This is a genomic window from Achromobacter sp. FW305-C-30-7, from assembly GCF_058783105.1.
Window position 1 is genome coordinate 426,051 of record NZ_JBYSYI010000003.1, and the last position, 23,262, is coordinate 449,312.

Here is a 23,262-nt window from a genome sequence, read left to right on the forward strand (position 1 = left end):
TATTTCTCTTGCTCCAAATGGTTCCGGCCCCGGTGGTAAGACCCGGAGCCGGAAACCTGGGCGTATTTTATAAGGGCCTGGCATCTGCGCCTGCCGGCCGCACAGCGCTTTTGGCGCATCGCTACGCGGATTACGGCAGAACGAGGACGACAGGCCCTACACGCCGGCGACGTGCCGGCGGATCGCGAGTTTACAGCTGGGTCTTCTTGCCGTCCTTATCCCATTTATAGACGGCGAATTCGAAGTTCTTCAGATCGCCCTTGGCGTCGTACTCGACCTTGCCGATGCCGGTATTGAACGTCGTCTTGTGCATGTAGTCGGCCACCTTGGCGGGATCTTCGCCCACCGCGTTGATGCTGTCGGCCAGGATCTGCACCGCGGCGTACGCCGGCATCTGGAACGCGCCGTCCGGATCGCGCTTGGCGTCCTTGAAGGCCTTCACGATGCTCTCGTTGCCGGGCAGCTTGGTGAAGTCGGCGGGCAGCGTGACCAGCAGGCCGTCGATGGCCGGACCGGCGATCGCCACCAGATCCTGGTTGGCGGTGCCTTCCGGACCCATGAACTGGACCTTCAGGCCCTGTTCACGCGACTGGCGCAGCAACAGGCCCAGTTCCGGGTGGTAGCCGCCGAAGTAGACCAGGTCCACGCCAGCCGACTTGAGCTTGGTGATGATGGCCGAGTAATCGCTGTCGCCGACGTTGATGCCTTCGAACATGGCGACGTTCACCCCTTCCTTGGCCAGGGAATCCTTGACCTGGGTGGCCACGCCCGAACCGTAGGTCTGCTTGTCGTGCAGCACGGCGACCTTCTTGGGCTTCAAGGTCTTGGCGATGTAGCTGGCGGCGTACGGGCCTTGCTGGTCGTCGCGGCCGATGGTGCGGAAGAAGAAGTGCGGCTTGATCGTGTCGGTGACCAGCGGCGAGGTCGCGCCCGGGGTGATGCCGACGATGCCCTCTTCCTCGTAGACCTTCACGGCAGCCACGGTCACGCCCGAGCAGGCATGGGCCACGGCGAACTTGGCGCCGGAGTTGACCACGCGGTTGGCGGCCGGCACGGCCTGCTTGGGTTCGCAGCCGTCGTCGATGAGGATGGGTTCGAGCTTCTTGCCCTTGACGCCGCCCTTGGCGTTGATGGTCTCGATCGCGGTCAATGCGCCGGCCTGGATCTGGTCGCCGTATTGCGTATTGGGGCCGGTCATGGGCTGGGGAATGCCGATCTTGATCGTGTCGGCGGCGTGCGCGGCGCCAGCCAAGGCAAGTGCCCCAAGCGCCATGGCTACCGGGGTAAGGCGATTCAGAAACTTCATGCGGAGTTCTCCAGCGAGGTTTTGAGCGGCTCTGTCCGACGCGGTTTATCGGTTGGGTAATCCGTTAATCCTCGTCGCCCGTCGCCGGCTTCTTGGGCAAAAACACGGTGTGGGCGGTATTCTGGAAGCAAGCCGCCATACTGTCACTGCGTGTAATCCCCAATATTTTGGTCGGCGCCTTTAATCGTGACGGATAGCGGCGGCAAGCCCATGAAATCGCTGGAGAATCGGCGACCGAGCCTTATTTAATATCTGGCGCGGGGCAAGAATTTGTGCTTGAGGATATATATTCGCGCAGATTAATACGCCGTTTAAAGACGCATTTAAATACAGTGCTTACGCGAGCCTTACGAATAATAATTAACGCGCGTAGTAATTCACTGCATTGAAGCGCGTAAGCGGGCCAAAATGCCTGCCCGCCCCAGCCTCTTACTTAAGCATTGGCCGGCTTGGCCAGATTCCACATCAGCGCGCGGAACGGCGCCAGCATGCTGATATTGACCGCCAGCTTGATGGCCAGGTCGCCCATCATCCAGGTCATCCACGGCGCGCCGGTGGCGGCAAAGGCGACACTGAAGAACACGGCGGTATCCAGGATGGCGCCCAGCACGCCCGATACCAGCGGCGCGCGCCACCAGCGCTGGTCGCGCAAGCGGTCGAACACCTGGATGTCGACCAACTGGGCGCAGATATAGGCCAGCCCCGAGGCCAGCGCGATGCGCGGCGACGCCACCCATACCGACACCACCAAGGCGGCGGCGAAGCCGAACCAGACCACCCGGCGCGCGGCCGCCGGACCGAAGCGGCGGTTCAGCACGTCGGTCACCAGGAAAGCCACCGGATAGGACAGCCCGCCCCAGGTCAGCCAATCATTCAGCGGCACCTGGACCAGGATGTTCGAGCCGACCACCACCACCAGCATGCACAGCACGGCGATGGCGAACTGCGGCCGGCTCATGAGAGCGTAGCGCCGCGCAGCAGCGCTGCCGTCCGTGGCCGTCATTTCCCGAATTCCTCCGCCAGCTCGCGCGAGCGTTGCGCGGCAGCGGCCATGGCCTCTTCGACGATGCCGGCAAAGCCCGCCGCGCCGAAGGCATTGAGCGCCGCAGCCGTAGTGCCGCCCTTGGAAGTGACGCGTGCGCGCAGCGTGGCAAGCGGCTCGGAGGATTCGGCCGCCAGGCGCGTGGCGCCGGCCAGCGTGCCCAGCGCCAGCTGCTTGGCCTGCTCGGCCGTCAGGCCGACCTTCTGGCCGCCCGCGACCAGCGCTTCCAGGAACAGGAAGACATAGGCCGGGCCGCTGCCGGACAGGGCCGTCACGCCGTCGAGCGCGGCGTCATCCGCGACCCAGACGACTTCGCCCACGCTGGACAACAGCTGCGCCGCCAGATCGCGGTCGGCCGCGTCCACTCCGTCCAGCGCCGCCAGGCCGGTGATGCCCGCGCCCACCAGGGCCGGCGTATTCGGCATGCAGCGCACCAGGCGCTTGAACGGCGCTTCGGGCGTGCCCAGCCAGCCGGCCAGCGTGTCGGCGCGGATGCCGGCCGCCACGCTTACCACCAAAGTGTCTTCGCGCAGCCATTGACGCGTGGAAGCCACAACGTCTTTCATGTTCTGTGGCTTGACTGCGAACACCCACACACGGCACCCCGCCAGGGCCTCGCTCGGCGCGGTTGCGGTAGTCATGCCGCGGGCCTGCCAGGCGGCGTGCGCATCCTGGTTTATGTCAATGACATGGATGTTGCCAGCGGCGCATACTTTGCCGGCCAGGCCGGAGGCCAGGGCGGCAGCCATATTGCCGCCACCGATGAACGCAATCGAAAGTTCGTTTTTCATAGGAGACGATTGTAAACGGGAGTTCTCGTTGGGAAAAAAAAGAAAAATGTTCGTTCGCGCCTGAAACGCGCAATTTGACAGGCGTTTAGAGTGATGTGAAAGTCACGGTTTTGTCACAAACAATTCATAAGGTGTCGTGTTTTCCGCGTCCGGACAACCCGGCCGCGTCACGCCCAACTGGAGGAACCTCTCTATGCGATCCCACCGTATTGCACTAACCTTTGCCGCCATCATGACGGCTTTCGCAGGCGCCTCCGCGCATGCCGCCACCGAGATCCAATTCTGGCACTCGATGGAAGGCGCCCTGGGCGACCGCGTGAACGGCCTGGTCGACGAATTCAACAAAAAGAACCCCGACTACCAAGTCAAGGCAGTCTACAAGGGCAACTACGGTGAATCCATGAACGCAGGCATCGCCGCGTTCCGCGCCGGCAACGCTCCCGACATCCTCCAGGTGTTCGAAGTCGGCACCGCCACCATGATGTACGCCAAGGGCGCCATCAAGCCGGTGCAGCAGATGTCCGAGGAAGTCGGTAACCCGATCGACCCCAAGGAATTCATTGGCGCCGTGGCCGGCTACTACTCGTCGGCCGACGGCAAGCTGGTGTCGATGCCCTTCAACAGCTCGACCGTGGTGTTCTACTACAACAAGGACGCCTTCAAGAAGGCCGGCCTGGACGCCGACAAGCCGCCCAAGACCTGGGAAGAACTGGCCGCCGCCGGCCAGAAGCTGAAGGCAGCCGGCCAGGAATGCGGCTACACCACATCCTGGCCGTCGTGGGTCCAGCTGGAAACGTTCTCGGCCTGGCATAACGTGCCCTACGCCACCAAGGACAACGGTTTCGGCGGCCTGGATGCGCGCATCGCCATCAATACCCCGCTGCACGTGCGCCACCTGGACAACCTGGCCAAGCTGGGCAAGGAAGGCATCTTCATGTACGGCGGCCGCGGCGACGAGCCGAACTCGCTGTTCATCAGCGGCAAGTGCGCCATGATCACCGGTTCGTCCGGCCTGCGCGCCAACATCGCCAAGAACGCCAAGTTCGAATTCGGCACCTCGACCCTGCCCTACTACGCCGACGTGCAAGGCGCGCCGCAGAACACCATCATCGGTGGCGCTTCGCTGTGGGTCTTCGCCAACAAGAAGCCGGAAACCTACAAGGGCGTGACCGCGTTCTTCAAGTTCCTGGCCAGCCCGGAAATCGCCGCCCGCTGGCACCAGCAGACCGGCTACGTGCCTGTCACCAAGGCCGCCTACGAGCTGACCAAGAAGGACGGCTTCTACGACAAGAACCCGGGCACCGAAGTCGGCGTCAAGCAGCTGAACGTCGAAACCACCGCGCAATCGCGCGGCCTGCGCCTGGGCTTCCTGCCGCAGATCCGTGAAATCGAAGACGCTGAAATCGAGCGCATCGTCTCCGGCAAGGTCAGCGCCAAGGACGGCGCCGAAAGCATCGTCAAGCGCGGCAACGAACTGCTGGAAAAGTTCGAGAAGAGTGTAAAGTAACGCCCTTCTGAAATGCCGACCAAGTCCTGTCAATCGGTATTTTCCATGCCGTAACAAGGACTTGGGCGCTTCGGCAGCACGCAGTACAAGGCTTAAGGCCCGGCATTTTCAGGGCTTTAAGCCTCTCGTATTTTACGAAGGCGGTTTCAGGCGGCGGTTACTCCAACCGCCGCTTTTCTGTACCTTGGGTTCCCCCTATGGAAAAACGCGTTGTATTCGGGCACAAGACCTTGCCCTATCTGCTGCTCCTGCCGCAGATCATCATTACCGTGGTCTTCTTCTTCCTGCCTGCCGGCCAGGCCATGTGGCAATCGCTGCGGCTGGAAGATGCTTTCGGACTGTCCTCCGAGTTCGTCGGACTGGACAACTTCATGGAACTGTTCTCGCAACAGGCCTACCTGGATTCCTTCCGCGTCACCGCCGTGTTCTCGATCCTGGTGGCGGTTGTCGGGCTGAGCGTGTCCTTGCTGCTGGCCGTCATGGCAGATCGCGTCATCCGCGGCGCCGGCCTCTACAAGACCCTGCTGATCTGGCCATACGCCGTGGCGCCCGCCGTCGTTGGCGTGCTGTGGCTGTTCCTGTTTTCGCCTTCGGTCGGCATCCTGGCCGTGGCGCTGAACCACTCCGGCGTCAACTGGAACCCGCGTCTGAACGGCAACCAGGCCATGACCCTGGTGCTGATCGCCGCCGTGTGGAAGCAGGTTTCGTACAACTTCCTGTTCTTCCTGGCCGGCCTGCAATCGATTCCGCGCTCGCTCATCGAAGCCGCCGCGATCGACGGCGCCAGCCCGTCGCGCCGCTTCTGGAGCATCGTGTTCCCGCTGCTCTCACCCACCACGTTCTTCCTGCTGGTGGTCAACATCATCTACGCCTTCTTCGACACCTTCGCCGTGGTGGACACGACCACGCAGGGCGGTCCGGGCACGTCGACCTCGATCCTGGTCTACAAGGTGTACAGCGACGGCTTCCGCGGCCTGGACCTCGGTTCGTCCGCGGCCCAGTCGGTGGTGCTGATGTTCATTGTGATTGCCTTGACGGTCGTGCAGTTCCGCTACGTCGACCGCAAAGTGCAGTATTGATTTTGTCCGAGGCTATAAACAATGGTTGAACGCCGTCCCTGGCTGGATATTCTGGCCCACGTCATTCTGCTCTGCGGCGTGGCGATGGTGGCATTTCCGCTCTACGTCACTTTCGTCGCGTCCACCCAGACCGCGCAAGAAGTGGCTTCCGCGCCGATGTCCCTCATCCCCGGCAAGCATTTCGTCGACAACTACATGCAGGCGCTGTTCGGCGGCTCGTCCGGCGGTTCCTCGGGCGCGCCCGTGGGCCGCATGATGTACGTCAGCCTGATCATGGCGCTGGCGATTTCCATCGGCAAGATCGCCATCTCGTTGCTGTCGGCCTTCGCAGTGGTGTACTTCCGCTTCCCCGGCCGCATGTTCTTCTTCTGGATGATCTTCGTCACCCTGATGCTGCCGGTTGAAGTCCGCATCGCGCCCACCTACAAGGTCGTGGCCGATCTCGGCCTGCTCAACAGCTACGCCGGCCTGACCCTGCCGCTGATCGCCTCGGCCACCGCCACCTTCCTGTTCCGCCAGTTTTTCCTGACGGTGCCGGACGAGCTGATCGAGGCCGCGCGCATCGACGGCGCGGGCCCGGTGCGATTCTTCCGCGACGTGCTGCTGCCCCTGTCCAAGACCAGCATCGCCGCGCTGTTCGTGATCCAGTTCATCTACGGCTGGAACCAGTACCTGTGGCCGCTGCTGGTGACCACGCAGGAAGACATGTACCCCGTCGTCATCGGCATCAAGCGGATGATCAGCGGCGGCGACAGCGTGACCGAATGGAACATCACCATGGCCACCGCCATGCTCGCGATGATCCCGCCGGCGCTGGTCGTCATCCTGATGCAGAAATGGTTCGTCAAGGGTCTGGTCGACACTGAAAAGTGACGCTTACCCACGCTCGCCCACCCGAACACGACTCCGAACACGAATAACTCATGGCTACTCTCAGCTTTCGCAACGTCAAGAAAACCTACGCCGGCAACGTGCCGGTCATCCATGGCATTGACATGGACGTCAAGGACGGTGAATTCATCGTCATCGTCGGCCCCTCCGGCTGCGGCAAGTCCACGCTGATGCGCATGGTCGCCGGCCTGGAAACCGTCACCAGCGGCGACATCGTCATCGACGACAAGGTCGTCAACAACCTGGAACCCGCCGAGCGCGACATCGCGATGGTGTTCCAGAACTACGCGCTCTACCCGCACATGACCGTGTTCGAGAACATGGCCTACGGCTTGAAGATCCGCAAGTTCTCCAAGGACGAGATCAAGAAGCGCGTGGACGTGGCCGCGCAGATCCTGGAACTGAGCCACCTGCTGGACCGCCGCCCGCGCGCGCTGTCCGGCGGCCAGCGCCAGCGCGTGGCCATGGGCCGCGCCATCGTGCGCGAACCCAAGGTGTTCCTGTTCGACGAACCGCTGTCGAACCTGGACGCCAAGCTGCGCGTGGCGATGCGCCTGGAAATCATGAAGCTGCATCGCCGCCTGGGCACCACCAGCCTGTACGTGACCCACGACCAAGTCGAGGCCATGACCTTGGCCCACCGCATGATCGTCATGTACCAGGGCGTGCCCGAGCAGATCGGCACCCCGATGGAAGTGTTCGAAAAGCCCGCGTCCACCTTCGTCGCCGGCTTCATCGGCTCGCCGCCGATGAACCTGATGGAAGTGAACGTGGCCGGCGACGGCACGGTGCAGACGCTGGACGGCACCGCGCTGGAAATCTCTCCGCTGCAAGTGCCCTCGCAGGTGCGCGGCCGCAAGGTCATCATGGGCATGCGCCCCGAGCACATGCTGCTGAACACCCAGGGCGTGCCGGCCGAAGTCGAGATGGTCGAAACGCTGGGCTCCGAGCAATTGGTCCACAGCCGCTGCGGCAAGTCCATGCTGGTCGTGCGCTGCACCACGCGCCAGTTGTCGGAGTCGTCAGCCAAGGTCGGCGACCGCGTCAATCTGGGACCGGACGGCCGCCATCCGCTGCACTGGTTCGAGGCCGACACCGGCCGCCGCGTGCAAGGCCTGTAACACATTCACAGGCGAAACCGGCGGCGCTGCCCGCCCGGCTCCGCCCCGCCCGTTTCCGTCCGGAAACGGGCTTTCCCCCGATCAATACGAGTACGTCATCATGGTGCCTATGGTGTACTGCGCGCGGTCCTTCACGATGGGGCTGTCGGCGGCGTCGCCAAACAGGCGCCGCGCTTCCGCCGCCGTGGTCCACGACCAGGACTTGCTCAGCGGCACCGTCCAGGTCGCGCCCAGGCCCACACTTTCGAGGCCGCCTTTTGGCGTGTACTTGCGATAGCCGGATTTCGCCGACTGGTTGCCGCTCACGCCGTACCAGGTGCGCATGTAATTGCCGTCGCCGAAGGTACCGGACAGCGCCAGCGAAATCGCTCCCGCGCTGCCCTCGTACACCGTGGTGCTGGCCCCCAGATTGAACATGGTGTAGGCGCTGCCGACATCGCGGTTGTCGCCCTTCTTGAACGCGTGCGCCACCGTCGCCGACAGGGTCACCGGACCCAGCGTCGTTTCGGCGTCCATGCCGATCTGCGCGCGGCTTTCGATATCGCCCATGCCGCGCAGCTTGTCCGACCCCTGGAACCCTTTCTTGTGGTCCTTGCGCGAGGCGCTGGGCGCAAGATAGAAGCGGAAGGTGCTGTCCAGCGCCTGCGTTTCCCAGCCCAGGCCATGGTCGGTGCCGAGGAAGAAGCCGCCCGGGCTGCGCACGCCCAGGCCGATGATGGGCACGGCGGAATATTCGTCGCTGCCGCTATAGCGCGGCGCGTAACCGGCGCCCAGCGTGCCGTAGAACAGCCATTCTTCGGCCGGCCCCTCTCCGGTCGCTACCGTCAACCCGCGCGAACTGGCCCCGCGCTGGCCGTAGACGGAACTGGTCGCAGCGTCATCGGCCAGGGATAGTCCCGGAACTAATGCCAGCAGGCACGCGGCGCCGGCGCCGCGCGTAAACAGGGAAGAACGGATTTTTCGCTTCATAACAGCTTCCAAGAAACGAGGTTGAGGGGGTAAAACCGTAGAGCCGAGGACGGCCCGATCTATTGAGTGACAGCGCCCTGCTTGGCCTGGCGCATCAGCGCCATTGCCATCGTCGACACCGCGGCGACCAGCGGTTCGCTGGTGTCGGAATTGCTCATGACGAGCACGGCAAGCTTGTCGCGCGGCGCCAGCACAAAGCGCGAATGAAAGGCTTCGGTGGCGCCGCTGTGCTGGCGCAAAGGCGCGCCGGCGATGTCCTCGCCACAGGGCGCCGCCAGCCACGACAGCGCCAGGCGGCATTCCAGCGCCAGGCCGCCCTCCACCGTTTCCATGTCGAGCACGGCGCGGGCCGACTCGGCATTCAGCACTCGGCGGCCCTGGTAGAGGCCGTCGGCGAAAAGCATGCTGGAGAAGCGCGCCATCTCGGAGGTGCTGAGCCACAGGCCGTCGGCGGCCTCATTCGGCTGCGGCGCCTCGGTCCAGGGCGCGCCGCGGCGGTAGCCCGAGGCGCGCAGATCGAGCATGCGGGAGCTGGGATGAAAGCCGGCTCGCGGCATGTTCAAGGGCTGCATGATCGTGCGGCGCACATAGGCGTCGAAGGGCTCGCTGGCCACGTGCGCGACCATGTCCCCCAGCAAGGCGTAAGCCATGTCGGCACGCGCGCGTCCCATGGTGTCTTCCAGCGATCCCGGGTGCACGGCCAGCAGGTTGCGGGCGGTGAAGGGATGCGTGCCCAGCCATTGCATGGCGCCACGGCGCGGCTGGATGTCCCAATCGGGCAGCGCCTGCGAGGCCGGCTGGTCCAGCGCCAGGCGTCCGTCATCGGCGGCGCGCAGCACGCCCGCCGCGGTGACGATCTTGGTAATGCTTCCTACGCGGTACAGCGTGTCGCTGGTGGCGCTGCGGTGGCGCAGCGGATCCGCGTAGCCGAAGCCGGTGCTCCACACCACGCGCTGGTCGTCGACGATGGCGATCGACAGGCCCGGCACGCCGGACGCATCCATGTCATAGGGGATGCGCTGGGCCAGATAGCCGACGACCGCCTGGTAGTCGCCCTGCGCGATCGGCGGCGGCGTGTCGGGAGGCACGCCCTGGCAACCGCCCGCGGCGACCAGCAACATACCTACGGCAACCAGGCGGCTGAGGGAAAACATGGCTAGCGGCAAGACCTCTGTAGAGAACTGCCGTCATGCTAGCCACGCGCGTATTCGCGATCTTTCCCGCTTTGTATGGAGTTTGTGAAGATTGCGGCGGCGGTTTGTGAAGTTTGTTTACGTGTGCCGCGCCGCGCCGTCAGGCGGTCTTCCAGCTGATCACGAACCGCGCGCCGCCCAGGGGGCTGTCGCTGGCCTGCACCGTGCCGTTGTGCCAGCGTGCCACCCGACTGACGATGGCCAGGCCCAGCCCCACCCCGCCCGTGCCGCGGTCGCGGCTTTCATCCAGGCGGATGAAGGGCTCGAAAACTCGCTCGCGGTCCGCCGGCGGGATGCCTGGGCCGTCGTCGTCCACGATCAGCACGTACTCGCGCGCGCCAGGACTGATCAGGCTGACCTGGACCTGCCGGCCGGCATGCCGGATGGCGTTCTGCAGCAGGTTGAGCAAGGCGCGCGTCATGTAGCGCTGGTGCAGGTGTACCTCGGGTACCTGGCACAGCGCCACCTCGCAACGCACGCCTGAGACCCCGGCCTCGAATGCGGCATGCTGCACCACCGAATCCAGCCAGCCGCGCGCATCCTGCGCCTGCAGCGCCACGCCGTCGCCCTTGTGCTCCAGGCGGGCGTACATCAGCAACTCGGAAGCCATGGCATCCAGTTCGGCCACGTCGCTCTTCATTTCCTCGACCAGCCGCTTGCGGGCGGCCGGGTCCTCCTCCCGGTCCATCATGTCCAGTTCGAACGACAGGCGCGCAATCGGCGTGCGCAGTTCGTGCGACACGGCGTTGGTCAGGTCGCGCTGGTTGCCTACCAGGGCGCTGATGCGGTCGGACATCTGGTTGAAGGTATCGCCCAGGTTGCGGATGCTGGAATGGCGCGAGAGGCGCGCGCGCGCCTGCAGATCGCCCTGCCCCATGCGCAGGGCTGCGGTCTTCAGGGCCTCCAGGTCGCGCCAGATGGGCAAGGCCCACACCAGCATGAAGGCGCACAGCAGCAGGCCCAGGGCGGAATACACCGCCGCCATCAGCCAGGGGCCGATGGACGGTTCGGGCGGCAGTTTGACCTCGAGCCATTGCTTGCCCGGGCCCGGAATCGCCGCCACGAAGGTCTGCTGCTTGTCGCGCACGAAGAAGCTGCCGGACTCCACCATGGCGCGCTCGTCTTCGGTAGCCCCGTAGCTGTCGGCGTCGACCACCTTTAGCGCCAGGCCGTAATGCGGCGCCAGCGCGTCGCGCACGTGCGCCTCGCGCTCGGCGGGCGGCACGCCGCCCAGTTCCTGCACCAGGCTGTGGATCTGGCCCCGCACCGCTTCGCGCGTGTAAGCATCGCTGACGGGTTCGAAGAAGTAATTGGCCGACCGGTCCACCACTTCGTTGGAAATGACGAAGCCTATCGCCAACACCACGAACAGCCGCAGGACAAACTTAAGCATCACCGCCCTCGTGTGCCTTGGGCGAGAACAGATAGCCCTTGCCCCACACGGTCTTGATGCGCGCGGGGTCGCGCGGATCGTCGTCCAGCTTGCGCCGCAGCTTGCTGACGCAGACATCGACGCTGCGGTCCAGCCCGTTGAATTCGATGCCGCGCACCGCATTGAGCAGGTCGTCGCGGGTCAGCACCTGGCCGGCCTGGCTGGCCAGCGCCCACAGCATTTCGAACTCCATCGTGGTCAGGTCCACTTCAGAGCCGGCATGGACCACGGCGCGCGTGCGCCGGTCTATGACCAGGGGACCGAACTCCAGGCGCTCCGGCGGCTCGTCCAGCTGGCTGTGCCGCCGCAGCAGCGCCCGGATCCGCGCCAGCAGCACGCGGGGTTCCACGGGCTTGATGACGTAGTCGTCCGCGCCCGATTCCAGGCCCAGGATCTGGTCCAGGTCGTCTTCGCGGGCAGTCAGCATCAGGATGGGCGCCGACGAGAACGCGCGCAGGTCGCGGCAGACCTGCAGGCCGTCACGGCCGGGCAGCATCAGGTCCAGGATGGTGATGGCCGGGTCATGCCTGCGGAAAGCCTCCACCGCGTGATCGCCGCGGTAGGCCTGGGCCACATTGAACCCGTGCTGCTCCAGGAACTGCGCGATCAGGCGCGACAGTTTCGGATCGTCTTCGACTAACAAGGCCTTGGTCATGGTGTCCAGACAGAAAAAAGTGAGGTCGATGGCGCCGCATTCTACGCAATCGCGGCGGACGGGCGTTCGACCGGGAAGCCTACCGCCGGTTCCGCCGCCCGACGGAAGACCAAAAAAGCCGGGCCGGAAGACTGTCGCTTCCGGCCCGGCATGTCGTGGAACGCAGAGTGGTTCCGCCCGTGTCGCGGGCCGCAGGCCCGCTCGCGGACTTACTTGTAGACGGTCTTGGAACCGTCCTTGTGCCAGGTGAACACGTCGAACTGGAAGTTCGTCAGGTCGCCTTGCTTGTTCCAGGACACCTTGCCGATAGGCGTGTCGAAGGAGTTGGCGTGCAGGTACTTGGCGACCTTGGTCGGGTCGTCGCTGCCCGCGCCCTTGATGCCGTCGGCGATGACCTGGGTAGCCGTGTAGGCGGTCATCTGGAAGGCGCCGCTGGCGTTGCGCTTCTTGGCCTCGAAGGCCTTGACGATGTCGGCGTTGGCGGCGTTCTGGGTGAAGTCGGCCGGCAGCGTCAGCAGCATGCCTTCGACGGCGTCGCCGGCAATGGCGTTGATGTCGGGGTTGCCCGTGCCTTCCGGACCCATCCACTTGGCCTTCACGCCCTGTTCGGCCGCCTGGCGCAGCAGCAGGCCCATTTCGGGGTGGTAGCCGCCGTAGTAGACGAAGTCCACGCCCTGGCTCTTCAGCTTGGTGATGACGGCCGAGTAGTCGCTGTCGCCGGCATTGATGCCTTCGAACACGGCGACGGCCACGCCACCCTTCTCCAGGTCGTTCTTGACCGCGGTGGCGATGCCCTGGCCGTAGGACTGCTTGTCATGCAGTACGGCGACCTTCTTGGGCTTGATCTTGTCCAGGATGAACTTGGCGGCGGCGGGGCCTTGCTGGTCGTCGCGGCCGATGGTGCGGAAGATGAACTCGTAGTTCTTGCCGTCGGTCAGCGCCGGCGACGTGGCCGAGGGCGTGACCATGACCACGCCTTCGTTGTTGTAGATGTCGGCGGCGGCGATGGTGGCGCCCGAGCACACGTGGCCCACGACGAAACCGATCTTGCTGTTGACGACGCGGTTGGCGGCGACCGGGCCTTGCTTGGGTTCGCAGCCGTCGTCGATCACGACGGTTTCCAGCTTCTTGCCGTTGATGCCGCCGGCGGCGTTGATGCGTTCGACCGCGGTATCGACCCCTTCACGGACCATATCGCCATACTGAGTGACCGCGCCGGTGGTGGGGCCGACGACGCCGATCTTGATGGTTTGCGCTTGCGCTCCCGAGGCAAACGCCAGACCGGCCGCGACGCCCAGCGCTGCGATGACCGGGGTCAGACGAAATACTGGCTTCATGTGTGGACTCCTCTAATGATTTGTAATCGTTAGTTTTTTGCACCGTGGCGGACGCCGGATCATCTCCAGGCCAAGCATGCCTGCTGGACTGCCCTTTGCAGGGGTTTCGGCCCCGGTCACGCCCGGTTGCATTGCGATTGCACGGCAAGCATACACTGAAAAATAGCCCTTCCCAGGCCAGTTTCGGACCACTTTGATACCCGTCCGATTATTGCGCTGCGGCATTCTTCGCCGCCCGCCCTTATGCCCGCCAGCGTATATGCAAAAGACGATTTATTCGTTTGCGTTACTAAGGCCGCGCGGCATCATGGCCGCCATGAGACTCCAACCGATCATCGTTCCCGGATGGAAAAACTCCGGACCCCAACACTGGCAATCGCGCTGGATGGCCCTGCTGCCGCATGCGCGCCGGGTCGAACAACGCGACTGGGAACATCCGGCTCCCAGCGAATGGATCGCGGCGCTTGCCACCGAAGTGAATGAGGCCCGCAGTCCCGTCCTTCTGATTGCGCACAGCCTGGGTTGCCTGATCAGCGCCGCCTTGCCGGTGCCGCTGCGCGCCAAGATCGCGGGCGCCCTGCTGGTGGCGCCCGCCGACGTTGAACGGGAAAGCGCGCCCGCCTGCCTGCGGGACTTCGCGCCTGTGCCGCGCCAGTCGCTGCCCTACCAGAGCGTGTTGGTCGCCAGCGACAACGATCCGTATTGCCAGCTGGAACGCGCCCGCGCCTTCGCGCGCGATTGGGGCAGCCGGCTTGTGATCGTGCCGGGCGCGGGCCACCTCAATGCCCACAGCGGCCTGGACGACTGGCCGCAAGGTTTGAAGCTGCTAGGCGCGCTGCGCCGCCGGGCGGTATGGCGGGTATCGCCGCCGCCCGAACGCATCGCGCCGATTCCCGCCCGGCCGCTGTCGCACCAGACCTGAGCGCGGTCTGGCCACAGACGAAAAAAAACCGGAGCCGCGAGGCTCCGGTTTGCTCATGCGGCGGCTGCCGCTGCGGTCACTGCAGCAGGCTGCGCAACATCCAGGCATTCTTTTCGTGCACGTCCAGACGTTGCGTCAGCAGGTCGGCCGTGGGCTGGTCGTTGGCGGCATCGGCCTTCTCGAACGCGGCGCGCGCGGTCTTGGCGACGGACTCGTTGGCGGTCACCAGCAGACGCACCATTTCCAGGGCCTCGGGCACCGAGTCCGGCTCGGAGATCGAAGACAGTTTGCCGAATTCGCGATAAGTGCCCGGCGCGTAATGGCCCAGCGCGCGAATACGTTCGGCGATGCTGTCCAGCGCATTCCACTCTTCCGTGTACTGGGTCATGAACATCAGGTGCAGCGTGTTGAACATGGGCCCCGTGACGTTCCAGTGGAAGTTGTGCGTCATCAGGTACAGCGTGTACGAGTCGGCCAGCAGCTTGGACAGTTCGCCGGCGACGGCGGCGCGGTCCTTGTCCGAGATACCGATGTTGATGCGCGGAACGCTGGAGGTCTTCTTGGGGGACTTGGCCATTGCTAGCTCCTAGGGATGAATGTGCGAAACAAGGATAACACTGCAAATACGGCGAAATGCCGCAATATCCGCTGCTACGGTCAATAAGTCCTGCGACCTTTTGACGCGGCGCAAGCCGCGCGCGCCGGGCCGCCGGACAACGGCCTGGAAATCAATCCTGCACCGCCGCGACCTCGTCGGTCAGCATCTTCACGCCAGGCAGATCGCAGGCATACACCGCCTGAGCCAGCGCCTCGATGGCGGCCAGGCGCGGGAAGCTGCGGCGCCAGGCCAGCACCACGCGGCGCTCCGGCACATGGCCCTCAAACGGCAGATAGCGCAACAGGCTGTTGGAAGGCGGCTGCTCCGGCACCGCGGTCACGGGCAGGACGGTCACGCCTATGCCGGCAGCGACCATGTGGCGGATGGTCTCCAGCGAGGACCCTTCGAAGGTGCGCTGGATGCCGTCGCTAGCGGCCGAAAAACGCGACAGTTCGGGGCAGACTTCCAGCACTTGATCGCGGAAGCAATGGCCGCTGCCCAACAGCAACATGGTCTGCTGCTTCAGGTCCTGCGCGTCGATGGATTTGCGCCGCGCCAGCTCGTGGTCATTGGGCACGGCCACGATGAAAGGCTCATCGTAGAGGGGCTGCATGACCAGGCCGGCCTCGGGCAGCGGCAAGGCCATGATGGCGCAGTCGATTTCGCCCTGACGCAGCAGCTCGACCAGGCGCACCGTGAAGTTCTCTTGCAGCAGCAGCGGCATCTGCGGGGTGCGGCCGATCTGCACCGGCACCAGCCGCGGCAGCAGGTACGGGCCTATGGTGTGGATGACGCCGACGCGCAAGGGGCCGGCCAAGGGGTCATGCCCCTGGCGCGCAATTTCCTTGATGCTGGCGCTTTCTTCCAGCACCTTCTGCGCCTGCGCCACGATGCGCTGGCCAATCGGGGTGACGCCAACCTCGGCGCCGCCGCGCTCGAACAGCGTCACGCCCAACTCGTCCTCCAGCTTGCGTATCGCTACCGAGAGCGTGGGCTGGCTGACGAAACAGGCCTCGGCCGCCCGGCCGAAATGCCGTTCGCGCGCCACGGCGACGATGTACTTGAGTTCGGTGAGAGTCATGGTGGACTACGCCCCCCGGGGTTATGCCCCAGCCTCGTGGCTGGCGCTTGCTAGATTAAGGTTGGCGGCTGGCTGCATGGTCAGGTGCGCAGGAAGTCCTCGCGCCCGCGCATCCAGCGCGCCAGATGCGCTTCGACCGCGGCCGGGTGTTCGGCGCGCAGCCAGACCGCGGCGTCGCGCGCGTCCTCGGCGATGGCCGCGTCGGTTTCCAAATCGGCGAAGCGCAATAGCGCCATGCCCGACTGGCGCGTGCCCAGGAATTCGCCCGGGCCGCGCTGTTCCAGGTCGCGCCGGGCGATTTCAAAACCGTCGGAGGTTTCGAACATGGCCCGCAGCCGTTCGCGCGCCACTTGCGACAGCGGCGTCTGATAGAGCAGCACGCATACCGATTCGGCGGTGCCGCGCCCTACCCGGCCGCGCAGCTGGTGCAGCTGGGCCAGGCCGAAGCGTTCGGCGTGTTCGATCACCATGAGCGAGGCGTTGGGCACGTCCACGCCGACCTCGATGACCGTAGTGGCGACCAGCAGGTCCACCTCGCCATCGCGGAAGGCCTGCATCACGGCAGCCTTCTCGGCTTGCGGCAGCCGGCCGTGCACCAGGCCGATGCGCAGGTCCGGCAGATCGACCCGCATGCCTTCGTAGGTATCCACGGCGGTCTGAAGTTCCAGGGCCTCGCTTTCCTCGACCAGCGGACAGACCCAGTAGGCCTGTTGCCCGCCGCGCGCGGCCTGCGCGATGTGGGCGATGACTTCCTCGCGCCGCGCGTCCGACACCAGCTTGGTCAGGACGGGACTGCGCCCGGGCGGCAGCTCGTCGATGACCGAAACGTCCAGGTCGGCGAAGAAGGTCATGGCCAGCGTGCGGGGAATCGGCGTCGCGCTCATGTTGAGCTGGTGCGGCACGTTGCGGCCGCGCACGGTTTCGCCCTTGCGCGTCAGCGCCAGGCGCTGCCCGACGCCGAAGCGGTGCTGTTCATCGACGATGGACAGGCCCAGCCGGTGGAATTCGACGTGGTCCTGGATCAGGGCCTGCGTGCCCACGATCAATTGCACGCTGCCGTCCGCCGCCGCTGCGGCCGCCTCGCGCCGCGCCTTGGCCGACAGGCTGCCGCTCAGCCAGGCCACGTTTACGCCCAGCGGCTGCAGCCAGGACACCAGCTTGCGGAAGTGCTGTTCCGCCAGGATTTCGGTGGGCGCCATCAGCGCGACCTGGGCGCCGCTGGCAATGGCCTGGGCGGCGGCGATGGCCGCCACCACGGTCTTGCCGCTGCCCACGTCGCCCTGCAGCAGTCGATGCATGGGATACGGCTTGGCCAGGTCGGCGGAGATTTCCTGGACCACGCGCTCCTGCGCGCCGGTCAGCTTGAACGGCAGCGCTTCATATAACTTGGCGACCAGGCCGCCGGCCTCGTTGCGCGCCGGCAGCGATTCGGCTTCCTTGACGCGGCGCGCGGCGCGCGCGGCCGCCAACGACAGCTGCTGCGCCAGCAGCTCGTCGAACTTGATGCGGCGCCAGGCGGGATGCACGCGGTCCAGCAGAGCCTGCTCGGACTCGCCTTGGGCTGGCGTGTGCAAGGCGCGGATGGCCGGCTCGAACGGCGGCAGGTCGTAGCGCGCGCGCGCCTCGTCGGGCAAGGTGTCGGACAGGTCGGCGCGGTCCAGCGCCTGCGCGATGGCGCGGCGCAAGGTCAGCTGGGGCAGGCCTTCGGTGCTGGGATAGACGGGCGTCAGCGCGGTGGGCAACGGCGCGTCGGCATTGGTCATGCGCGGGTGCACCATCTGGCGCCCGAACAGCCCGCCGCGGACCTCGCCGCGCGCGCGCAGGCGCTTGCCCACGCTGACTTGCTTCTGCTGGCTGGGATAGAAATTCAGCCAGCGCAATTGCAGTTCGCCGCTGTCGTCCGCCAGGGTGGCGGTCAGCTGGCGCCGGGGCCGGTAGGAGACCTCGGATTTCGTGATCTCGCCTTCCACCTGGCCGGCAAAACCAGGCCGCAGATCGCTGATCGGGACGATGCGGGTTTCGTCTTCGTAGCGCAGCGGCAGGTGCAGCACGAAGTCCTCGGGCAGCACCAAGCCCAGGTTACGGAGCTTGCGCTCCGTATCCGTCATCGCTTTGCCGGCGCCTTTGTTATCGGCGCCGGACCGCTTGGAAGCCGCGGTTGCGGCCGGCATGGAGAAACGAACCTCTGGATTGAAAAGTCCGGGCAGGCTTTACAGGACCAGGATGGCTTCAACTTCGAACTGCGCGCCCTTGGGCAGGCTGGCTACGCCGATGGTCGAGCGCGCCGGGAACGGCTGGGGAATGATCTCGGCCATGATGGCGTTGGCGGCCGTGAACTTGCCCAAGTCGGTCAGGAACAGCGTCAGCTTGACCACATTGTCCAGCGTGCCGCCGGCGGCCTTGATGACTTCCTGCATGTTGGCGAAAGCCTGACGCACCTGGGCGTCGAAGTTCTCGGAAACCAGATCGCCAGTGCCCGGCTCCAGGCCGATCTGGCCCGAGAGATAGACAGTCTTGGTGCCGCTTACGGCAACCGCTTGCGAGTAAGGGCCTACCGCGGCGGGCGCGGTGTCGGTATGGATGATTTGCTTGCTCATGGGCGGAATCCTTCGAAAGACGGATAGAAGCTACAACTATCGAAGTGTATCGAGCAATAGACTTTTGCGAAAGTGGCTGAACGCCTTAGGGTGGCTGCACGACGGAATATGATCGGCCCGACAAGGCTGAGCCAGCCTGGCGTGATTGCGGCTTCGGTATAATTGGTGAGCTATCCCACGGCTTTTCAAGCGAGGCGTTTGCCATGAAAAATACCAGCCTGCAAGCCAAGGTGGACTATTGGGCAAAGGTGCGCCGTTCCAACTATGCGGCCAGCATGCGCCTGGAAGGCTATCCGGCCACGCCCGCCGACGCGAAGCGCGAACTACCTTCACGCGAAGCCGTGTTGCGCGCTCATCGCAAGCCCGCCTGACGTTGGACAAATACGGCACCGGACAGGATCCGTACTGCTACTCCGGCAGCTTCACGTTGCGTAACCGGCTGGACATCCGGGACGATGCGCGGCTCGCGCAGGCTGAGCAGGATCTTTCCGAGATCGCCGTCAGCCAGCTCGAATTTTCCCTGCCTCCCTACGACCTTGCTTACCTGAAGCAGCTCCATCGCGTGCTGTTTCAGGATCTCTACGACTGGGCGGGTGAGCTGCGCACCATCGATATTTCAAAGGGCGGCACGCGCTTCTGCAATACCGCCAGAATCGAGCCCGAGGCCAACAAAATCTTCGCGGCCCTGGCACAGGCCCACTGGCTCATCGATCTGCCGCGTGACGCCCTGATAGCCGCTGTCGCTGTCGCCTATGGCGACCTCAACATGATTCACCCCTTCCGAGAAGGAAACGGCCGCGCCCAGCGCCTCCTGTTCGAGCACCTTATCCTCAATGCGGGCTACGAGATCGGTTGGTGGTCAGTGACGCAAGTGGAATGGGTCGACGCCAACATCGCGGCCGTGATCTGCGACTATGCACCGCTGAAGGCGGTGTTCCAACGCTGCGTTGGCCAGCGGATAGACGGCTAGCGCGGCCCAGGCAAGCTGGGACTGTCGATATCCCCCCGATGCTCCCGCAGCAGGTCATACAAGGCCTGCGCCGCGACCGAAAGCGTGCGGCCCTTGCGCCGCACCAGGTAGAGCGGTCGGGTCAGGGCTTTGCCGGCCAGCGGCACGATGCGCAGGTCGGCGCCGCCAAAATGGAACAGCGTCATCGCCGGCACCACCGAGATGCCCAGGCCGGCGCGCACCAGTCCAGTGGCGGTCGCCAGGTGCTCCACCTCGAAGACCGGGGCCGGCGCATCGGCGCCGAGGGCGGCATCAAGATGTTTGCGCACGCTGCTGCCCCGCGCGAGCTGGATCATGGGATAGCGCAGGATGTCGCGCAGCCTGGCCTTGCCCGCGCCCGCCAGCGGATGGTCGGCGCGGCAGACCAGGAAATAGCGGTCCGCATGCAGGAACTCGCTGTCCAGCTCGTTCATGTCCGGCCGCCGCGAAGCCACCGCGAAATCCACCTGCCCTGCCTGCACCAGGTCCAGGCAGGGATCCAGCAAGGCATCGCGCAAGTCCACCATGATGCCGGGATAGGCCTCGCGAAAACGCGCCAGCAGCCCCGGCAGCCAACCTGCGGCCAGCGAAGGCAAGGCCGCCAGCGCTATCCGGCCGCGGCGCCTTGCCGCGTGGTCGCGCAGGTCTTCCATGACCAGATCCATATCGGCCAGCAGCCTGCGCGCGGTCGCGTCCAGCACCTGGCCTTCAACCGTCAGCTCCACATGACGCGTGTTGCGGTCGAACAGGCGCAAGCCCGCACTGTCCTCCAGCTGGCGGATCAGGGCGCTGAAGGCCGGCTGCGTCAGGTGGCAGCGCTGGGCCGCCCGGGTGAAGTGCTTTTCTTCGGCCAACGCCACAAAGGCGCGCAATTGGCGGGCAGACAGATTCATGGCTTTCCTCTATGAATTGATCTGATCTTTCTATTTTACTGATTAGCGGCGGATGCCTATAGTGGGCTCAGACACCTTGATCCAGCACCGCTTCCGTATGCCACTCTCCCCCCTCTACATAGGCTGCGCCTCCGGCTTTTCCGGTGACCGCAGCGACGGCGCCGCCGCCGTGGTGCGCACCCTGATTGCCCGAGGCGGCGGCGTGCTCATCTACGAAACGCTGGCCGAACGCACGCTGGCGCTGGCCCAGCTGGCGCGCAACGCGGACCCGGAGCGCGGCTACGAGCCCTTGCTGGACGAACTGGTCGGACCCGTGCTAGGCGACTGCCTGCGCCACGGCATCAGCATCGTCGGCAACTTCGGCGCGGCCAACCCCGCCGCCGCGGCCCGACGCATTGCCGCGCTCGCCCGGCAGCAAGGCTTGCCGGCGCCACGCATCGCCGTGGTGCACGGCGATGCGCTCACCAGCGATGCGCAGCGGGAATTGCTGCGTCAACGCCTGGGCGGCGCGCTGGACGGTTTGGACGTGGTCAGCGCCACTGCCTACCTGGGCGCCGCCGAGATTGCGGAAGCGCTGGCAGCGGGCGCGCAGGTCGTGGTGGCGGGCCGCGTGTCGGACCCCTCCCTGACATTGGGACCGGCGCTGGCCCACTTCGGCTGGGCCATGGACGATTGGCCGCGCCTGGGCCGCGCCACCATGGCCGGCCATATGCTGGAATGCGGCTTGCAGGTCACCGGCGGCTACTTCTGCGTGCCGGGCCTCAAGGACGTGCCGGACGTGCATGCCGCAGGCTTTCCCATCGCCGAGATCCATGCCGACGGCCAGTTCGTGATCGGCAAGGCAGACGGCACCGGCGGCATGGTCGACGCGCGCACGGTCAAGGAACAACTGCTGTATGAAGTACACGACCCCGCTCGCTACCTGACGCCGGACGTCGTCGCCGACCTGAGCCGCGCCGAAGTGGCGGAGCTGGGCGGCGACCGGGTAGCGCTGCGCGGCATCACCGGCCATGCGCGTCCCGATGAACTCAAGGTCAATGTTTGCTACCACGGCGGCTGGCTGGCCGAGGCCGAGATTTCCTATGCCGGCGTGCAGGCCGAGGCGCGCGCCCGCCTGGCGGCCGACATCGTACGCAAGCGCCTGGACCCGGCCCTGCGCCTGCGCGCCGACCTGATCGGCGCCATCAGCATCCTGGGCGACGATGCCGGCGAAATGCTGTCCAGCCTGCCCGACGGCCATGGGCGCGACGTACGCCTGCGCATCGCCGCCGAACACGGCGACCGCAAGCTGGCCGAGAGCGTGCTGCGCGAAGTGAACGCGCTCTATACCTGCGGCCCAGCCGGCGGCGGCGGCGTGCGCACCGCGCTGCGCCCGCGCCTGAACATGATGTCCTGCACCCTGCCGCGCGACGCCGTGCCCAGCGGCTGGACCTTCCTGGAGGAAGCCTCGCAATGAATCCGCCGCTGATCACGGTCCCCTTGTACCGCCTGGCGCATAGCCGCTCGGGCGACAAGGGCGACATCTCCAACCTGAGCCTGATCGCCTGGGACCCGGAATGCTATGAGACGCTGGCCGCGCAGGTCACCGAAGCCCGCGTCGCGGCCTGGTTCGCCTACCGCCATCCCCGGCGCGTCACGCGCTACACGCTGCCCACGCTGCATGCCATGAACTTCGTGCTGGAAGGCGTACTGGACGGCGGCGTCAACGATGCCCTCAACCTGGACACGCACGGCAAGAGCCTGTCCTTCAGATTGCTGGACATGACGGTCGAGGTCAGCCCGGCGCTGGCCGGCCGGCTGCCAGACATACCCGGCGACCGCCCCGCGGCCGCCTGATTTCAATTCCTATAAAAACCCCACAGGAGACACACATGCGCATCGCTACCAAAGGCCGGCTGGCCTTGCTGCTGGCCGCCGCCCTGCCCTTGAGCGCCATGGCCCAGTTCCCCGCCAAGCCCATTACCTTCATCGTGCCGTTCGCGGCGGGCAGTGCCACCGACCAGATCGGCCGCGCCATCGGCCAGGGCGTCACCGAACAGACCGGCCAGGCCGTCGTGATCGAGAACAAGCCCGGCGCCAGCGCGATGATAGGCGCCGCCGCCGGCGCCCGCGCGGCGCCCGACGGCTACACGGTGCTGATCACCACCAACACCACGCACGCCGCCAACGAACACCTCTACAAGACGCTGACCTACGACCCGGTCAAGGACTACGCACCGCTGACCTTGTTGGGCAAAGGCGGCCAGATCATGGTGGTCAATCCCAGTTCGCAGGCCAAGACCGTCGGCGACTTCCTGGCCCAGGCCAAGCAGTCGCCCGGCAAGCTGAGCTTCGGCAGCGGCAGCTCCAGCAGTCGCATCGCCGGCGAACTGCTGCAGCAGATGGCGGGCGTGCAACTGCTGCACGTGCCGTACAAGAGCAACCCGCTGGCAGTCACCGACCTGTTGGGCGGCCAGATCGACATGATGATCACCGACACGGCTACCGGCCTGCCCCAAGTCAAGTCGGGCAAGCTGCGCGCGCTCGGCGTCACCGGTCAGGCGCGTTCGCCGCTGGCGCCGGACGTCCCCACCATCGCCGAAGCCGGCGTGCCGGGCTATGAAATGGGTTACTGGTTCGCCGCCTATGCGCCGGCCGGCACGCCGCCGGATGTCGTCAAGCGCCTGAACGAGCTGCTGGTCAAGGCCACCGCAAGCGCGCCGGCCAAGCAGTTCTATGCGCAGACGGGTACGGACGTGGCCAGCTCCACCCCGGACGAACTCGCGAAGTTCCAGCAGGCCGAGTCGAAGAAATGGGGCGAAATCATCAAGAAGGCCGGCATCCAGCCCGAATAGGCCGGAGGCTCCGAGGTGATGATGTA

The 23,262-nt window shown here is 65.4% G+C and carries 23 protein-coding genes; 10 read left to right on the plus strand and 13 right to left on the minus strand.

The window, feature by feature from the left end; all coding sequences use genetic code 11:
• Positions 1–190 precede the first annotated feature (190 nt).
• The 3 genes from AC3WOB_RS12615 to proC form a co-directional block, all read right to left on the minus strand.
• On the minus strand, positions 191–1,306 hold the full coding sequence (locus tag AC3WOB_RS12615; protein WP_013393949.1) for a high-affinity branched-chain amino acid ABC transporter substrate-binding protein: 1,116 nt from the start codon (positions 1,304–1,306) through the stop codon (positions 191–193).
• Between the two features lie 433 nt (positions 1,307–1,739).
• Positions 1,740–2,309: a queuosine precursor transporter gene (locus AC3WOB_RS12620; RefSeq protein WP_013393950.1), complete on the minus strand. Its 570-nt coding sequence runs from the start codon at positions 2,307–2,309 to the stop codon at positions 1,740–1,742.
• Positions 2,306–3,139, minus strand: a complete 834-nt coding sequence (gene proC, locus AC3WOB_RS12625) for a pyrroline-5-carboxylate reductase (RefSeq protein WP_492275221.1) — start codon at positions 3,137–3,139, stop codon at positions 2,306–2,308. Before proC ends, AC3WOB_RS12620 begins: the two co-directional genes overlap by 4 nt.
• A gap of 193 nt (positions 3,140–3,332) precedes the next feature.
• Here proC and ugpB point away from each other — a divergent pair, with 193 nt between their 5' ends.
• The 4 genes from ugpB to AC3WOB_RS12645 all read left to right on the plus strand — a co-directional run bounded on the left by ugpB (position 3,333) and on the right by AC3WOB_RS12645 (position 7,737).
• Positions 3,333–4,646: a sn-glycerol-3-phosphate ABC transporter substrate-binding protein UgpB gene (gene ugpB, locus AC3WOB_RS12630; protein WP_013393952.1), complete on the plus strand. Its 1,314-nt coding sequence runs from the start codon at positions 3,333–3,335 to the stop codon at positions 4,644–4,646.
• A 197-nt stretch (positions 4,647–4,843) separates the two neighbouring features.
• The gene (gene ugpA / locus AC3WOB_RS12635) at positions 4,844–5,725 is read left to right on the plus strand and encodes a sn-glycerol-3-phosphate ABC transporter permease UgpA (RefSeq protein WP_492275222.1); all 882 of its coding nucleotides are present in this window, start codon (positions 4,844–4,846) and stop codon (positions 5,723–5,725) included.
• A 21-nt stretch (positions 5,726–5,746) separates the two neighbouring features.
• Positions 5,747–6,598: a sn-glycerol-3-phosphate ABC transporter permease UgpE gene (gene ugpE, locus AC3WOB_RS12640; RefSeq protein WP_013393954.1), complete on the plus strand. Its 852-nt coding sequence runs from the start codon at positions 5,747–5,749 to the stop codon at positions 6,596–6,598.
• A 50-nt stretch (positions 6,599–6,648) separates the two neighbouring features.
• Positions 6,649–7,737: a sn-glycerol-3-phosphate import ATP-binding protein UgpC gene (locus tag AC3WOB_RS12645; RefSeq protein WP_013393955.1), complete on the plus strand. Its 1,089-nt coding sequence runs from the start codon at positions 6,649–6,651 to the stop codon at positions 7,735–7,737.
• An 81-nt stretch (positions 7,738–7,818) separates the two neighbouring features.
• Here the strand turns inward: AC3WOB_RS12645 and AC3WOB_RS12650 are convergent, their stop codons facing one another.
• The 5 genes from AC3WOB_RS12650 to AC3WOB_RS12670 form a co-directional block, all read right to left on the minus strand.
• The gene (locus AC3WOB_RS12650; protein ID WP_207465068.1) at positions 7,819–8,706 is read right to left on the minus strand and encodes a MipA/OmpV family protein; all 888 of its coding nucleotides are present in this window, start codon (positions 8,704–8,706) and stop codon (positions 7,819–7,821) included.
• Between the two features lie 59 nt (positions 8,707–8,765).
• Positions 8,766–9,860: a serine hydrolase domain-containing protein gene (locus AC3WOB_RS12655; protein ID WP_492275223.1), complete on the minus strand. Its 1,095-nt coding sequence runs from the start codon at positions 9,858–9,860 to the stop codon at positions 8,766–8,768.
• 139 nt (positions 9,861–9,999) lie between these two features.
• Positions 10,000–11,292 carry an ATP-binding protein gene (locus AC3WOB_RS12660; RefSeq protein ID WP_492275224.1) on the minus strand — a complete coding sequence of 431 codons (1,293 nt, stop codon included), beginning with the start codon at positions 11,290–11,292 and terminating at the stop codon, positions 10,000–10,002.
• The gene (locus AC3WOB_RS12665) at positions 11,285–11,986 is read right to left on the minus strand and encodes a response regulator (protein WP_013393959.1); all 702 of its coding nucleotides are present in this window, start codon (positions 11,984–11,986) and stop codon (positions 11,285–11,287) included. Before AC3WOB_RS12665 ends, AC3WOB_RS12660 begins: the two co-directional genes overlap by 8 nt.
• Before the next feature lie 209 nt (positions 11,987–12,195).
• On the minus strand, positions 12,196–13,323 hold the full coding sequence (locus AC3WOB_RS12670) for a branched-chain amino acid ABC transporter substrate-binding protein (RefSeq protein ID WP_013393960.1): 1,128 nt from the start codon (positions 13,321–13,323) through the stop codon (positions 12,196–12,198).
• A 316-nt stretch (positions 13,324–13,639) separates the two neighbouring features.
• Between AC3WOB_RS12670 and AC3WOB_RS12675 the strand changes: the two genes are divergently transcribed.
• Entirely contained in the window at positions 13,640–14,245 is a 606-nt protein-coding gene (locus tag AC3WOB_RS12675; protein WP_041655663.1) for an RBBP9/YdeN family alpha/beta hydrolase, read from the plus strand.
• Between the two features lie 76 nt (positions 14,246–14,321).
• Here the strand turns inward: AC3WOB_RS12675 and AC3WOB_RS12680 are convergent, their stop codons facing one another.
• The 4 genes from AC3WOB_RS12680 to AC3WOB_RS12695 form a co-directional block, all read right to left on the minus strand.
• On the minus strand, positions 14,322–14,822 hold the full coding sequence (locus AC3WOB_RS12680; RefSeq protein ID WP_013393962.1) for a Dps family protein: 501 nt from the start codon (positions 14,820–14,822) through the stop codon (positions 14,322–14,324).
• Positions 14,823–14,973: 151 nt separating this feature from the next.
• A complete protein-coding gene (locus tag AC3WOB_RS12685; protein WP_013393963.1) occupies positions 14,974–15,924 on the minus strand; it encodes a LysR substrate-binding domain-containing protein in 951 nt (316 codons plus the stop codon).
• 80 nt (positions 15,925–16,004) lie between these two features.
• Positions 16,005–18,095 carry an ATP-dependent DNA helicase RecG gene (gene recG, locus AC3WOB_RS12690; RefSeq protein WP_013393964.1) on the minus strand — a complete coding sequence of 697 codons (2,091 nt, stop codon included), beginning with the start codon at positions 18,093–18,095 and terminating at the stop codon, positions 16,005–16,007.
• Positions 18,096–18,134: 39 nt separating this feature from the next.
• Positions 18,135–18,521, minus strand: coding sequence for a Rid family detoxifying hydrolase (locus AC3WOB_RS12695; RefSeq protein ID WP_013393965.1), 387 nt, complete (start codon positions 18,519–18,521; stop codon positions 18,135–18,137).
• Positions 18,522–18,724: 203 nt separating this feature from the next.
• Here AC3WOB_RS12695 and AC3WOB_RS12700 point away from each other — a divergent pair, with 203 nt between their 5' ends.
• Together AC3WOB_RS12700 and AC3WOB_RS12705 are read left to right on the plus strand one after the other, a co-directional pair.
• A complete protein-coding gene (locus AC3WOB_RS12700) occupies positions 18,725–18,892 on the plus strand; it encodes a YhfG family protein (protein WP_492275225.1) in 168 nt (55 codons plus the stop codon).
• 2 nt (positions 18,893–18,894) lie between these two features.
• A complete protein-coding gene (locus tag AC3WOB_RS12705; RefSeq protein ID WP_013393967.1) occupies positions 18,895–19,491 on the plus strand; it encodes a putative adenosine monophosphate-protein transferase Fic in 597 nt (198 codons plus the stop codon).
• On the opposite strand, the gene AC3WOB_RS12710 is transcribed toward AC3WOB_RS12705, so the two are convergent.
• Complete coding sequence (locus tag AC3WOB_RS12710) at positions 19,488–20,402, minus strand: LysR family transcriptional regulator (protein WP_492275226.1); 915 nt, start codon at positions 20,400–20,402, stop codon at positions 19,488–19,490. The two genes, AC3WOB_RS12705 and AC3WOB_RS12710, sit on opposite strands and share 4 nt — an antisense overlap.
• A 97-nt stretch (positions 20,403–20,499) precedes the next feature.
• Between AC3WOB_RS12710 and AC3WOB_RS12715 the strand changes: the two genes are divergently transcribed.
• The 3 genes from AC3WOB_RS12715 to AC3WOB_RS12725 are packed head-to-tail and all read left to right on the plus strand — an operon-like array spanning position 20,500 to position 23,236.
• A complete protein-coding gene (locus AC3WOB_RS12715) occupies positions 20,500–21,858 on the plus strand; it encodes an acyclic terpene utilization AtuA family protein (protein ID WP_492275227.1) in 1,359 nt (452 codons plus the stop codon).
• Positions 21,855–22,238, plus strand: a complete 384-nt coding sequence (locus tag AC3WOB_RS12720) for an AtuA-related protein (protein WP_492275228.1) — start codon at positions 21,855–21,857, stop codon at positions 22,236–22,238. Before AC3WOB_RS12715 ends, AC3WOB_RS12720 begins: the two co-directional genes overlap by 4 nt.
• A gap of 35 nt (positions 22,239–22,273) precedes the next feature.
• Positions 22,274–23,236, plus strand: coding sequence for a Bug family tripartite tricarboxylate transporter substrate binding protein (locus AC3WOB_RS12725; protein WP_013393971.1), 963 nt, complete (start codon positions 22,274–22,276; stop codon positions 23,234–23,236).
• The last annotated feature ends 26 nt before the right edge of the window (positions 23,237–23,262 follow it).